This is a genomic window from Streptomyces viridochromogenes (assembly GCF_001270495.1).
GTDB classification, from domain to species: domain Bacteria; phylum Actinomycetota; class Actinomycetes; order Streptomycetales; family Streptomycetaceae; genus Streptomyces; species Streptomyces viridochromogenes_A.
Genome location: NZ_LGUR01000230.1, coordinates 78,528 through 91,417, shown reverse-complemented (window position 1 = coordinate 91,417; position 12,890 = coordinate 78,528). Strand labels below are relative to the sequence as shown.

General features: G+C 72.4%; 12 protein-coding genes. 3 read left to right on the top strand and 9 right to left on the bottom strand.

The genetic code is table 11. The features are described 5' to 3' along the window. Window positions 1-52: 52 nt before the first annotated feature. Window positions 53-1,027, bottom strand: a complete 975-nt coding sequence (locus ADK36_RS33985) for an enoyl-CoA hydratase/isomerase family protein (protein ID WP_048580214.1) — start codon at window positions 1,025-1,027, stop codon at window positions 53-55. Window positions 1,028-1,076: 49 nt separating this feature from the next. Between ADK36_RS33985 and ADK36_RS33980 the strand changes: the two genes are divergently transcribed. The 3 genes from ADK36_RS33980 to ADK36_RS33970 are packed head-to-tail and all read left to right on the top strand — an operon-like array spanning window position 1,077 to window position 4,059. Next, window positions 1,077-2,096 (top strand): CoA transferase, encoded by a 1,020-nt coding sequence (locus ADK36_RS33980; RefSeq protein WP_053200217.1) that lies wholly within the window; start codon window positions 1,077-1,079, stop codon window positions 2,094-2,096. Beyond that, window positions 2,036-3,364 carry an amidohydrolase family protein gene (locus ADK36_RS33975; RefSeq protein ID WP_234329975.1) on the top strand — a complete coding sequence of 443 codons (1,329 nt, stop codon included), beginning with the start codon at window positions 2,036-2,038 and terminating at the stop codon, window positions 3,362-3,364. The genes ADK36_RS33980 and ADK36_RS33975 overlap by 61 nt, the downstream gene beginning before the upstream one ends. After that, entirely contained in the window at window positions 3,361-4,059 is a 699-nt protein-coding gene (locus tag ADK36_RS33970; RefSeq protein ID WP_053200215.1) for a hypothetical protein, read from the top strand. The genes ADK36_RS33975 and ADK36_RS33970 overlap by 4 nt, the downstream gene beginning before the upstream one ends. 68 nt (window positions 4,060-4,127) lie before the next feature. On the opposite strand, the gene ADK36_RS33965 is transcribed toward ADK36_RS33970, so the two are convergent. From ADK36_RS33965 to ADK36_RS33930, 8 genes are read right to left on the bottom strand one after another with little or no spacing between them, the layout of a single operon-like run. Further along, window positions 4,128-4,886 (bottom strand): SDR family NAD(P)-dependent oxidoreductase, encoded by a 759-nt coding sequence (locus tag ADK36_RS33965; RefSeq protein WP_199830310.1) that lies wholly within the window; start codon window positions 4,884-4,886, stop codon window positions 4,128-4,130. Between the two features lie 9 nt (window positions 4,887-4,895). Next, on the bottom strand, window positions 4,896-6,044 hold the full coding sequence (locus ADK36_RS33960; RefSeq protein ID WP_053200213.1) for an acyl-CoA dehydrogenase family protein: 1,149 nt from the start codon (window positions 6,042-6,044) through the stop codon (window positions 4,896-4,898). A 14-nt stretch (window positions 6,045-6,058) separates the two neighbouring features. After that, window positions 6,059-7,195 carry a thiolase family protein gene (locus ADK36_RS33955; protein WP_048580346.1) on the bottom strand — a complete coding sequence of 379 codons (1,137 nt, stop codon included), beginning with the start codon at window positions 7,193-7,195 and terminating at the stop codon, window positions 6,059-6,061. Next, window positions 7,195-7,995 carry an enoyl-CoA hydratase/isomerase family protein gene (locus ADK36_RS33950; protein ID WP_048580211.1) on the bottom strand — a complete coding sequence of 267 codons (801 nt, stop codon included), beginning with the start codon at window positions 7,993-7,995 and terminating at the stop codon, window positions 7,195-7,197. The genes ADK36_RS33955 and ADK36_RS33950 overlap by 1 nt, the downstream gene beginning before the upstream one ends. Next, window positions 7,992-9,170 carry a CaiB/BaiF CoA transferase family protein gene (locus ADK36_RS33945; protein WP_053200210.1) on the bottom strand — a complete coding sequence of 393 codons (1,179 nt, stop codon included), beginning with the start codon at window positions 9,168-9,170 and terminating at the stop codon, window positions 7,992-7,994. The genes ADK36_RS33950 and ADK36_RS33945 overlap by 4 nt, the downstream gene beginning before the upstream one ends. A 4-nt stretch (window positions 9,171-9,174) precedes the next feature. Continuing rightward, a complete protein-coding gene (locus ADK36_RS33940) occupies window positions 9,175-10,749 on the bottom strand; it encodes a FadD3 family acyl-CoA ligase (RefSeq protein ID WP_048580209.1) in 1,575 nt (524 codons plus the stop codon). 14 nt (window positions 10,750-10,763) lie between these two features. Continuing rightward, entirely contained in the window at window positions 10,764-11,912 is a 1,149-nt protein-coding gene (locus ADK36_RS33935) for an acyl-CoA dehydrogenase family protein (RefSeq protein ID WP_053200207.1), read from the bottom strand. Then, the gene (locus ADK36_RS33930; RefSeq protein ID WP_048580207.1) at window positions 11,909-12,889 is read right to left on the bottom strand and encodes an acyl-CoA dehydrogenase family protein; all 981 of its coding nucleotides are present in this window, start codon (window positions 12,887-12,889) and stop codon (window positions 11,909-11,911) included. Before ADK36_RS33930 ends, ADK36_RS33935 begins: the two co-directional genes overlap by 4 nt. Window position 12,890 lies beyond the last annotated feature (1 nt).

Genomic DNA, 12,890 nt, shown 5'->3' with positions numbered 1-12,890 from the left:
CCGGTCTCCTTCGTGAGCGGGGAACGTGAGTAGTATTCTCGTGTATGAGAATCTAATTCTCGCTGCTGTGTATGGCTAGTGACCCGCCTGAGTCGGCGTGGCCGCTCGCGATCTCGTCGGCCAGACCCCAGCGCCGGGCCTCCGCCGCGCTGAGCGCGGCACCGCTCAGAGCCAGGTAGGCGGTCCGTTCGCGGCCGATCCTCGTCGGCAGGCTCGCTGTGCCGCCCGCCCCCGGGATCAGCCCCATGCCGATCTCGGGCAGCCGGATCACCGTGTCCGGCGCAGCCGTCACCCGGCCGGCGAAGGCGGCCAGTTCGATGCCCGCACCGACGCAGGCGCCGTGCAGATGCGCGGTCACCTCGGCAGCGCACCGCTGGAGCAGGGCGGCGGGGCTGCGGTGCACGCGCACATGGTGGGCCCGCGCCGGGTCGGTCGAGGAGCCGAACTCGGCGAGGTCGCCGCCGCTGCAGAAGGAGGGGCCGTTGCCGCGTAGGTCGATGCGGGTGACCGTCGGGTCGGACACGGCGACCTCCAGCGCCTCGCACAGGGCGTCCCGCGTGGCGGCGTCGAAGGCGTTGTGCACCCGGGGGCGGTTCAGCGTGATGGTCAGCCGGTCGCCGTCCCGGTCGAGCAGGACCGGCTCGGTGGACGGACGGGCGGCATGCGGGTGCTTCCCGGCGAGCCAGGACCGGAAGGCGGCCCCTGCCTGGAGGGTGGAGTAGGCGAGGGACTCCATGACCAGCCGGTCGGGCGGCGGCAGGCGTGGACCCATGCGGAGCACCTGCACGAGGGCCAGGCAGGCGTCGGGGCGGGCGGTGACGATGTCCCGGAGCCGCCGCGCGGTGGCGTACGGATCGGCGCACCCGACCCAGGGCCGGGGCGGGTCGGGCGACGCGGTGAGCAGCAGGTCGAACTCCCCGGCTGTTTCCGCGGGTTCTGCCGCCACGGCGACGCGCACACAGGAGGTTTCCCGTGAGGGGTGGGAGGCCGGGCCGTCGAGGTCGACCAGCAGGAAGGGTGGTTCCATGACGCCCGCAGTGTAACCTTGCTTCACCTCCTACGAGAAGGGTGTTCGCATGATGAAGAATGCCGCTCTCGACCGCTGGATGGCCACCGTGAAGGGCAGACTCGGACCCCTGACCGCCGTCGCCGACGACTTCACCACCCTGACCGGCGTACCCGTCGACCTCGCCGGTGCACTCTTCGAGCGGGCCGGGCTCGCCGGATTCCGCCTCCCTGCCAGGGTTTCGGCAGGTGGCTCCTGCCACCTCCTCGCCACCGCAGACGGCTGGGCCGCGGTCAACCTGGCCCGCCCCGACGACCATGCCGCCCTCCCGGCCCTTCTCGCACTCCTCGGCGCACCCCGTGCCGGGCTGCGGACGGCCGCGCGCCGGACCGGCGCGACCGAACTGGTGCGATCCGCCCAGATGTTGGGCATGGCCGCCGCGGTACTCGGATCCGAGCGCGGCGACCGCGCGCCGGTGCGCGCCGAACGGCACGGGCAGTCCCGCCCGCGCGACCTCACCGGTCTGAAGGTCGTCGACCTGTCCGCGCTGTGGGCGGGCCCTCTGTGTGCACGGCTGCTGGGTCTGGCCGGTGCCCGGGTCGTGAAGGTGGAGAGCACCACCCGGCCGGACGGGGCCCGCTTCGGCCACCCGGACTTCTACCGCCGCCTGCACGCCGGGCACGAGAGCCTGGTACTGGACTTCGCCTCCGGCGCGCTGGCCGAGGCGCTCGCGGACGCCGACGTCGTTGTGGAGGCGTCCCGGCCGCGGGCGTTGCGGCGGCTCGGGGTGCACGCGGAGGAGTTCCTTGCCGCCCGACCCGGCCGAGTGTGGGTGAGCATCACCGGGTACGGCCGCGACGACGACCGGATCGCCTTCGGCGACGACGCGGCCATCGCCGGCGGACTGGCGGGCCGCGACCGGCACGGCGACCCGGAGTTCCTCGGCGACGCGCTCGCCGACCCTCTCACCGGCCTGTACGCCGCCCACGCCGTCGCCCGTTCCCTGCACCGGGGCGGCGGGGAACTGCTGTGCGTGTCCATGGCGACCTGCGCCGCGGCACAGGCCGAGACGTCGGCGGCGACGTGCTGATCAGAGACGTGGAGGTCGAGGGACGGGGGCGGGTGGACGTACGTGTCGAGGGCGGCCGGGTCGCCGGGATCGGACGCCGACTGTCCGGGGACGCTCAGGTCGAAGGGCGTGGCGCGGCGCTGCTGCCCGGACTCCACGACCACCACGTCCATCTCATGGCGCTGGCGGCCGAGGCGGCCTCGGTGCGGGTGGGGCCCGCCCAGATACGCGGACGCGACGAACTCGCCAAGTCCTTGCGGGCCGGGGCGCCGAGGAAGTGGGTCCGGGCCGTCGGCTACCACGAGAGCGTCGCGGGAGAGCTGGACCGGTGGACGCTGGACGCCCTCGTCCCCGACCGGCCGGTCCGGGTGCAGCACCGCGGCGGCGCCATGTGGTTCCTGAACAGCGCCGCGCTGCGGGCTGCCGGGCTGGAGAGCGCCGACGGGCGCCTGTGGCGTGAGGACGGCCGTCTGCGCGCCCTCCTCCCGCCCGTGCCGCTCGACCTGGCCGGCGTCGGGCGGCGCGCCGCGGCCCTCGGCGTCACCGGCTTCACCAACGCCGACCCGCACCCCGCCGACGGTCTCGCACAGACGCTGTCCGTCCTGCCCCAGCGGCTCGTCGTCATGGGCGTCGACCCGCCGGTGAAGCTCGTGCTCGACGATCTGACCCTGCCCGCCCCGGCCGACCTGGCCGCCACGGTGGCCGCGATCCGGCCAAGGCCGGTCGCCGTGCACTGCGTCACCCGCGTGCAGTTGCTCGTCACACTCCTCGCCCTGGAGGAGGCGGGCCCGGTCGAGGGAGACCGGATCGAGCACGGGTCCGTGATCCCGGCCGAGGCTCTCCCACGCCTTCGCCGGCTCGGCGTGACCGTGGTGACGCAGCCCCACTTCCCGATCGAGCGGGCTCGGGCCTACGCCACCGAGGTACACCCCGACGACCGGCCGCACCTCTACCGCTGCCGGAGCCTCGCCGAAGCGGGCGTCCCGGTCGCCGCCGGAACCGACGCGCCGTACGGCACCCACGACCCCTGGGCCGTCATGCGGGCCGCGGTTGCACGCGACGCGGCAGAACGCCTCACCCCGCGCGCGGCACTGGGACTGTTCCTGGGCAGCCCCCACAGGCCGGAACGCCCACGGCGGGTGACGGTCGGCTCGCCGGCCGACCTGTGCCTGCTCCACGTGCCCCTGCGGCAGGCGCTTGACGCGCTCACCGCCGATGCCGTACGCGCCGCCTACGTACAGGGCCGGCCGATCACCGAGCCCGCGCCGGACAACGAAGGAGCGCAGTGAACGAGATGCCCGAGGAGGACTCCCGCAAGCCGTACGTGGACGAAGGGCGTGACACCCCGGTGCGCCACCGCTACGTCCACGGCGGATTCGCCGCCAACGGCACCCGGTTCTCGATCTACCTCCCTCCCGACGACGCCTACCAGGGCCGCTTCTTCCAGCACATCACCCCCGTCCCCAGCAGCGAGCACAGACCGCCCGGGGGCAGGAGGACAGGATCTCCTTCGCTTCCTGGGCTCGCCGGTGCCGAGAACACCGATGGGGTCTGGCACGGTTTCGTGCCCCACATCATCGGCAGCCCCATGGCGATACCGATCGTCTTCAGCGTGCGCATGCACACACAGCGGGTGCTCCGGCACCGGCTGGACAGCATCGTCGACGCCCTGGAACCCGGCGGCAGCGGCGGCCCGTACGAGGACTCGACGCCGAGGAGCCGGAGGCGCTCGCCCAGGTCACGGCCATGGGCTTCCCGCCGCGGGCCTGGTTCGGCCTCCGCCCGATGGGGATGCACGCCTTCACCGTCCGCTACGGCGGCATGCGCCCAGTGGCATCTCGACGGCGACGGCACGTTCCCGGCGACCGAGGTCACGCCGGCCGAACGGGTCGGCGTGGAGCGGCGCCACGCCTTCTCCTCACCAGGCACCCGCTTCGTGACCGTAGGCGGCACGGACGGCCCCGACGCGGACCGCACCGGCTGACGGCACTGCTGTGGAGGGCTCGATCCCCCACAGCAGTGCCCGCGGGGCGGCGCCCTCGCCCCGCTGCTTCAGACGCTGTACCCGCCGTCGACCCCCAGCGCCTGCCCCGTGACGAACCCGGCCCGGTCCGAGGCGAGGAACGCGACCGCCTCCGCGATGTCCTGGGCCTGTCCGAACCGGCGCAGGGGGATGTTACGGCGGGTGATGGCGAGGGCCTCCTCGTCGAGTTCGCCCGTGTCGATCAGTCGGCCCGCGATGCCGTCCGTGAGCATGCCCGGGGCGACGCAGTTGACGCGGACGCCGTAGCGGCCCTCCTCGGCGGCCAGGGCACGGGCGACGGCCTCGACCGCCCCCTTGGCGCCCGAGGAGAGCCCGTCGCGGACGGGGTAGCGGCGCGTGGCGACGGTGGTGACGGCGACGATGCTGCCGCTGCTCTCCCGCAGCAGCGGCAGCGCGGGATGGACGAGGTTGAAGAACGCCACCGCGTCCGCCTCCAGCTGGGCGCGGTACCGGCTGGGCGTGACCTTGCTCAGGTGGGTCATGGGCACGTGCGGCCCGGCGGCGTAGACCAGCGTGTGCACGGCACCGCACCCGAGCACGGCCCGTGCCGTGTCCGCCTCGTCGGTCAGGTCCAGCCGCACCGCGGTGACCTCACGACTGTGGCCCTTCACCGCCCGGACCAGGCGCTGAGCCGCCTCCTGGTTCGCGCGGTAGGTGAACACGATGTCGCTGCCGCGTTCGGCCAGCGTCCGCACGATCGCGGCACCGATGCCACCGGTACCACCGGCCACGAAGGCCGTGCCCGGCCTGGCGGAGAAGTCCTCCATGGACATGTGTCACAACCCCAGGGACTTGGCGATGATGACCTTCATGACCTCGCTCGTCCCGGCGTAGATACGGGTGATGCGGGCGTCCGCGTACAGCCGGGCGATGGGGTACTCCAGCATGTAGCCGTAACCGCCGAAGAGTTGAAGACATCGGTCGACGGCGCGGGCTTGCATCTCGGTGCAGAACAGTTTGACCTTCGCGGCGTCCGCGCCGGACAGCCGTCCGTCGACCAGCTCCAGCACGGCCCGGTCGAGCACGGCCTGCGCGGCCTCGATCTCCGCGTCGACGGCGGCGAGTTCGAACTTCGTGTTCTGGAACGACGCGACAGGCGTCCCGAAAACCTTGCGCTCCCTGACGTAGGCGATCGTCGTGTCGAGCGCGGCCCGGGCCTGCGCGACCGAACCGACCGCGACGGTCATCCGCTCCTGGGGCAGGTTGTGCCCGAGGTATGTGAAGGCCCTGCCCTCCTCGCCGAGCCGGTTGGCGACGGGCACGCGGACCTCGTCGAAGGCGAGCTCCACAGTGTCCTGGACCTTGATGCCCATCTTGTCCAGCACCCGGCCGCGCGTGAAGCCCGGCATGCCGTCCTCCACGACGAGCAGCGTGAGCCCCGCCCGGCGTTCGTCCGGGTCGGTCGACGTGCGCGCCACCACGATCACCAGGTCGGCGAGAAGTCCGCCCGTGATGAAGGTTTTGGCGCCGCTCACCACGTAGTGGTCGCCGTCGCGCACGGCGGCCGTACGGATCCCCGCGAGGTCGGAGCCGGTGCCGGGCTCGGTCATCGCGATCGCGGTCAGCAGCCGGCCGGAGACCAGCCCGGGGAACCAGCGCCGGCGCTGCTCCTCGTTCGCGTAGGCGAGGAAGTACGGCAGCACGACGTCGAGTTGGGTGCGGACCGTGCCGAGCGTGACCAGGGCGCGGGCCGCCTCCTCCTGGAGGACGACGTTGTAGCGGTAGTCGGGCTGCCCGCCCCCGCCGTACTCCTCCGGAACGGCCACCCCCAGCAGCCCGAGCGAGCCGAGCCGCTCGAAGAACGACCGGGGCAGCCGCCCGGCCTTCTCCCACTCGGCGTAGTGCGGAACCACCTCCTTGGCCACGACGTCCCGGACCAGCTCCCGGAACGCCTCGTGGTCGGCGGTGAAGACATCACGGCGCACGGCAACGCCCCCCGTCAGTCGGCGAGTTCGACGAGTGTGGCGTTGGCGGTGCCGCCGCCCTCGCACATGGTCTGGAGGCCGTAGCGGATGCCGCGGTCACGCATGTGGTGGATCATGCGGGTCATCAGGACGGCTCCCGAGGCGCCGAGCGGATGGCCGAGCGCGATGGCGCCGCCGAGCGGGTTGACCAGCTCCGGGTCGGCACCCGTCTCGGCGAGCCAGGCGAGCGGAACGGGCGCGAAGGCCTCGTTCACCTCGAAGACCCCGACCTCCGACAGCGCCACCCCGGCCTTCCCCAGCACCTTCTCGGTGGCCGGGATCGGCCCGGTGAGCATCAGCACCGGGTCCGAGCCGACCACCGCGCCCGCCCGGTAGCGCACGAGCGGCGTCAGCCCCAACTCCCGGGCTCTCTCAGGACTGGTGACCAGGAGGGCCGCCGCGCCGTCGGAGATCTGGGAGGCGTTGCCGGCGTGGATCACGCCGCCGTCCTCCAGGAAGGAGGTCTTGAGCTTCGCGAGCGTCTCCACACTGGTGCCCCGGCGAATGCCCTCGTCGGCGGTCACCCCCGCCACCGGCACGATCTGCTCCTCGAAGACCCCGCCGTCCTGCGCGGCAGCCGCCCGCTCGTGCGACAGCGCCGCGTACGCGTCGAGCCGTGCCCGGGTGAAGCCCCACTTCTCGGCGATCATCTCGGCGGAGATCCCCTGGTTGAAGGAGAAGTCCTGGTACCGGCCCAGGACTTGAGGACCGTACGGCATTCCGCTCGCCCTGGCCGAGCCCAGCGGGACCCGGCTCATGACCTCCACTCCGCCCGCCACGACCACGTCCTGCTGCCCGGACAGCACCGCCTGCACGGCGAAATCCAGCGCCTGCTGGCTCGATCCGCAGGCCCGGTTGACCGTGGTCCCGGGGATGCTCTCGGGCCAGCCCGCCGCCAGCACCGCGTAGCGGCCGATGTTGCTCGACTGGTCGCCGATCTGGGAGACACACCCCCAGATCACGTCGTCGACGGTCTCCGGGTCGACCCCGGCCCGCTCGACGAGCGCGCTCAGCACCGCAGCGGACAGGTCGGCCGGGTGGATGCCGGCCAGCCCGCCGTTGCGCTTTCCCACCGCGGTGCGGACCGCTGCCGCGATCACCGCTTCCCGTATCACGTGTCGTCCTCCGGTCGGCTCGGCACGGCCCAGCGGCCCGTGAAGAGTGGTTCGCGTCGCGCGGCGAACGCGGCGTACGCCTCGCGGACGTCCGCGCCCGCGAAGTTCACCGCCTGTGCCTTCGCCTCGTTCGCCAGGGCGTCTCGCAAGGTGCGGTCGGTGCCCTCGTTCAGCAGGGCCTTGGTCTGGGCGAGGGCCACCGGGGGACCGGCCACCAGCCGGGCGGTCAGGTCGTCGACGAAGGTGTCCACCTCGTCGGTGTCCGTCACCCAGGTCACCAGGCCCAGTGCCTTCGCCTCCTCGGCGTCGATCGTCTCCGCGAGCAACGCGAGTCTCTTGGCCTGCTGCAACCCGACGAGTCTCGGCAGCAGCCAGGAGCCGCCGCAGTCCGGGGACAGCCCACGCCGGGCGAAGATCTGCGAGAAGCGCGCGTGGGGCGTGGCGACCACCAGATCGCAGCCGAGCGCCAGGTTCCAGCCCGCCCCCACCGCCGCCCCCGTCACCTTGGCGACCGTGGGCACGGGCAGTTCGTGCAGCAGCAGCGTGACCTCGGTCAGGGGCCGCATCCGGTACAGCGGGTGGGCGCTGCTGACCCGCTCGGGAATGTCCGCGCCGGAGCAGAACGCGCCGCCCGCCCCGGTCAGGACGAGCGCCCGGACGGACCGGTCGCCGCCCGCCGCCGCGAGGGCTTCACGCAGGGCCTCCCACAGTTCGGCGTCGATGGCGTTCCTGCGGTGCGGCCGGTTCAGGGTCAGGGTCCGGACCCCGTCGGCGTCGCTCGTCAGCAGCACGCTCACCGGACCGCTCCCCGTGCCCGCAGGGTCGTGATCTCCCCTTGTGTGTAGCCCAGTTCGGCCAGCACGGCGTCCGTGTGCTCACCCAGCCCGGGGACCGAGCCCATCGGCGGCTCGTACCCGGCGACCACCGGCGGCGGCAGCAGCGCGGGCACCGGCCCCGAGGGCGTGCCGACCTGCCGCCAGCGGTCGCGGGCGGCCAGATGCGGATGCCCGAGGACGTCGGTGACCGTGTTGTAGCGGGAGTTGCCGATCCCGGCCGCGTCGGCCCGCTCCTGGACGTGACCCAGGTCGTGCCGCGCGCACCAGTCGCCGATCGCGGCGTCGAGGACCTCGCGGTGCTCCACACGGCCGCCGTTCGTGCGGAACCGCGCGTCGTCCGCCAGGTCCGGACGGCCGATCAACTCCGTGGCCAGCCGCTGCCATTCGCGGTCGTTCGTGGTGCCCAGCACGACGGTCTGCCCGTCGGCCGTCCGATAGGCGCCGTAGGGAGACACCGCCGGCGAACTCATGCCGAGCGGCTGCTGCGCGACCCCCGAGTGCAGGGTGTACGTCAACGGGTAGCCCATCAGCTCCGCCATGGTGTCGAACAGGCTCACCGCCACCTGCCCCGGCCGCCGGGCGTACAGCAGCGCCAGCACCGACAGCGCCGCGTACAGCCCGCTGCACACGTCTGCGACCGGAGGGCCAGGCTTGGCGGGAGCACCCTCCCGGCCGGTCACCGAGCAGGCCCCCGACTCCGCCTGGACCAGCAGGTCGTAGGCGCGTTTGTGGGAGAGGGGCCCGCCGGGGCCGTACCCGTCGATCTCCACGGCGATCAGGTCCGGGTGGCGCACCTCCAGGTCGGCGGGGGCCAGGCCCAGCTTGGCCGTGGTGCCGGGGGTGAGGTTGGAGACGAGGACGTCGGCGCGCTCCAGCAGCCGGTGCAGGACCGCCTGCCCGCCGTCCGACTTCAGGTCCAGGGCGACCGACTCCTTGCCCCGGTTGGCCCAGACGAAGTGGGCCGCGAGGCCGCCGACCACGTCGTCGTAGTGCCGGGCGAAGTCACCGCCCTTCGGGTTCTCCACCTTGATCACCCGGGCGCCGAAGTCGCCGAGCGTGCGCGTGCACATGGGGGCCGAGACAGCCTGCTCCAGTGCCACCACCGTGATCCCCGCGAGGGGGCCGCTGTTCGTCACCGGCTCAGCCCTCGTGCCGGGCGCGCAGCTCGTGCTTGAGGACCTTCTGGCTCGCGTTGCGCGGCAGCTGGTCCACGAAGCGCACCTGGCGGGGCACCTTGAAGTTGGCCATGTGCTCCCTGGCCCACGTGATGACGTCCTCCTCCGTGACGCTCGCGCCCGGCCTCGGCACGACGAAGGCGCAGCCGACCTCGCCGAGCCGCTCGTCCGGAACCCCGATCACCGCCGCCTGCGCTATCGGCTCGTAGCCGAGGAGCAGCTTCTCGATCTCGGCCGGGTAGGCGTTGAAGCCGCCCACGATGAACATCTCCTTCTTCCGGTCGACGATCGCCAGGTTGCCGTCCACGTCCAGGCGGCCGATGTCGCCGGTGTGCAACCAGCCGTCGCAGTCGATCGTCTCGGCGGTGGCCGCGGGGTCGTCCCAGTACCCGCGCGTGACGTTGTAGCCGCGGACCAGGACCTCTCCCTCCTCGCCCGCCGGCACCTCCTGCCCGGCGTCGTCGGCGATGCGGACCTCGACGCCCGGGATCGGACGCCCGGTGGTGCGGGCCACCGTCTCCTCGGAGTCCCCGACCCGGGTCGTCGAGACGAGAGCCGTCGACTCGGTGAGGCCGTAGGCACTCAGCACGATGTCGAAGGACAGATCCTTCTTCATCGCCCGTATCAGCGACTCCGGGATGGTCGTGCCGCCCGTCATGGACACCCGCAGCGACGACAGGTCGTACGAGGACCGCTCTGGATGGTTCAGCAGGTCGTGGAAGATGGTCGGCGGGCCGAGGACGATGCTCACCCGCTCCGTGTGGATGATCTCCAGGGCGCGCCCCGCGTCGAAGACGGCCATCGGGATCACGGTCACCCCGTGCATCAGCGAGGCGAGCCAGCCCGCCTTGTAGCCGAAGCAGTGGAAGAACGGCGGAATGACCAGGAAGCTGTCGGAGGCGTCGAAGGTGTACTCCGTCGACATCCAGCCGTACGCCCGCAATGTCTGCCCGTGAGTGAGGATCACGCCCTTGGGGTGGCCGGTGGTGCCGGAGGTGAACATCACGTCGGAGACGTGATCCGGGGTGAGCCGGTCGATGGACTCCTGGGCGGCCGTCTCGGGACACTCCTCGCCATGCGCGAGGAACTGACTCCAGTACAGGCCCTCCGCGCCACCCGGCATCGACACCGCGGTCCGCAGCGCGGGCAGTTCGGGGGCGGCGCGCCTCAGGTCCGCGATGTAGTCGGTGCCGAGGAACGACGCGGCGGCGAACAGCGCCTTCGCGCCGGACTTCCGCAGGATGTAGGAGATCTCGGTCGCCTTGAAACGGGTGTTGAGCGGTACGACGACACCTCCCGCGCCCTGGATGCCGAGGGCTGTCACGATCCACTCCGCCGAGTTCGGTGCGCACAGACCGACTCGGTCACCCGGTCCGATGCCGAGCGCCAGCGCCGATCGCACCGCTTGGATCATCCGGGCCTCCAGTTCCCGGAAGGTGAGGCGCTGATCGCCGTCGACGAGTGCCAGGGCGTCGCCGAACCGCTGGGCGGCGACTCTCACCACATTCGGAATGCTGAGGAATTCCAGGTCGTGTCGCATGACGAGGGCTCCGTTCAGGCACGGCGGTCGGCGGGCAGGCCCAGCAGCCGCTTGGCGATGATGTTGCGCTGGATCTGGGACGTGCCGCCGTACACGGACGCGGCCCGCGCGTAGAAGTAGTCGCCCAGGACCTCGCCCCCCTCCCCGTACAGCTCCTCGGGGAACACCTTCAAGGCCGTCTCGTACAGGCGTTGTTCGGCGCGGGTCATCAGAAGCTTGTCGACGGACGACTCCGGACCCGCGCTCTGCCCGGCGAGGCGCTCGGCGGTGCGGCGCCGCGCGTGGGCGACAAGGACCTGGTAGTCGACGGCACAGCGGCCGATGTCAGACAGCAGCCCGTCCGGGAGCGTGCCACGGCGCTCGTGCGCGGCGCGGCGCAGACGTTCGATCAGCAGCCCGTACTTCGACAGGTGACCGGTGTCCAGCGCGTTGCGCTCGTACGCCACCGTAGTCATCGCCAAGGGCCAGCCGTCCCCCTCGGCGCCGATCCGTTCGGACTCCTCCAGGCGCACGTCGTCGAGGAACAGTTCGCAGAACTCGTCGTCGCCGTTCGCCGCACGCAGCGGTCGTACGGTCACGCCGGGTCGGTCCAGAGGCAGCACGAAGGTCGAGATTGAGGTGTGGGCCGGAGCGGCGCGATCAGTGCGGGCCAGGAGCAGGCAGAGCCCGGAGTACTGGGCGTAACTCGTCCAGAGCTTCTGGCCGTTGACGATGTAGTGGCCCTCCGGGTGGCGTTCGGCGTAGGTGCTCATGCCGGCCAGGTCCGAGCCGGCGCCGGGCTCGCTGAAGCCCTGGCACCACACGTCGTCACCAGAAAGCATGCGCGGCAGCAGCCGGCGGCGCTGCTCCTCGGAGCCGAACCGCAGCAGGGCGTGGGCGAGATAGCCGATGCGGGGGACGCCGGGCACGCCCCGCGCCCCCAGTTCGTCGCTGACCGTGACCTGGTGCAGCGCGGTCAGACCCCGGCCGCCGTACTGCTCCGGGACGTCGAGGCCGACCCAGCCGCCGGAGTGCAGTTGGCGGTGCCAGCGGTGCAGGAACACGGGGAGCGGCTCGTCGGCGGGCCGTTCGGGCAGCGGGTGGTCGACCAGCCAGGCACGGAAGTCGTGGCGCAGGCGTTCCAGGTCCTCGGGGTCGCCGAAGTCCAGGGGAGTGTCCGTCATCGCGTCGCCTCCGGTGCGGCCAGGACGGTCAGCAGGTCGGCCGTGGTCGCGAGCGCGGTCGCTCCGACGAGGACCCGGCGCAGGTACAGGTGGGCCACGTGCTCCCACGTCTGGGCGATCCCGCCGAACACCTGCATCCCGGCGTACACGGCTTCCACGGCCGAGGAGTTGACCTCCGCCTTGGCCACGCGGGCCGCGGTCAGCGCCCGGTCCGGCGTTTCGCTGTCCAGGCACCAGGCGGCGTAGCGGGCGGCGCTGGTGCAGGCCTCCACGAGGACGGTGGCGTCGGCGAGCTGGTGCTGCACGGCCTGGAAAGAGCCGATCGGCTGCCCGTACTGCTGGCGTTCGCGGGCGTAGTCCACGCTCTGCCCGACGAACGAACGGGCCGCCCCCACGAGTTCGCTCGCCACCACGACCAGGGCGTACGCCTGCCAGCTCCGGTGCGCGCCCGGGGTGAGCCGGCCGACGGGCCGGCCCTCGGCCGACGCCCGCCGTACACCGCGCAGCAGGTCCGCGGTCGGTGCCGGGGCCCCCAACTCGTGCTCGGTCACGCGGCCTTCGGCATGTACGAAGAGCGCCGTGTCCGCGCCGTCGCAGTCCCAGGCGACGAGGCCGACCGCATCGGGGTCCGGGAAGCGCAGGTCGCCGGCGAGGGCGACGGTGGGGCGGTCGCCGTGGACGGGGTCGGCCCGCTCGCCGTCGTCGAGGAGACGCAGCAGCTCGGGGGCGAGCAGCGCCGTGCCGAGCAGGGACGTGGTCAGGGGCTGCCGACCGTGCTCCTCGGCGAGCAGGGCGCACTCCTGCACGGTGGCGGCCGGCGGGGAGGTACGGCGGAGGCCGGTCAGGCCGAGGTCGTCCAAGGCCCGCTGTGCGTCCGCGCGAGTCTGCGCCTTGACGTCGTCGGCCGAGCCGGTGCGGAAGCGGGTCGCGAACGCCCGCAGCATGTCGCGAACCAGCGTGAACTCATCGCGTTCCACG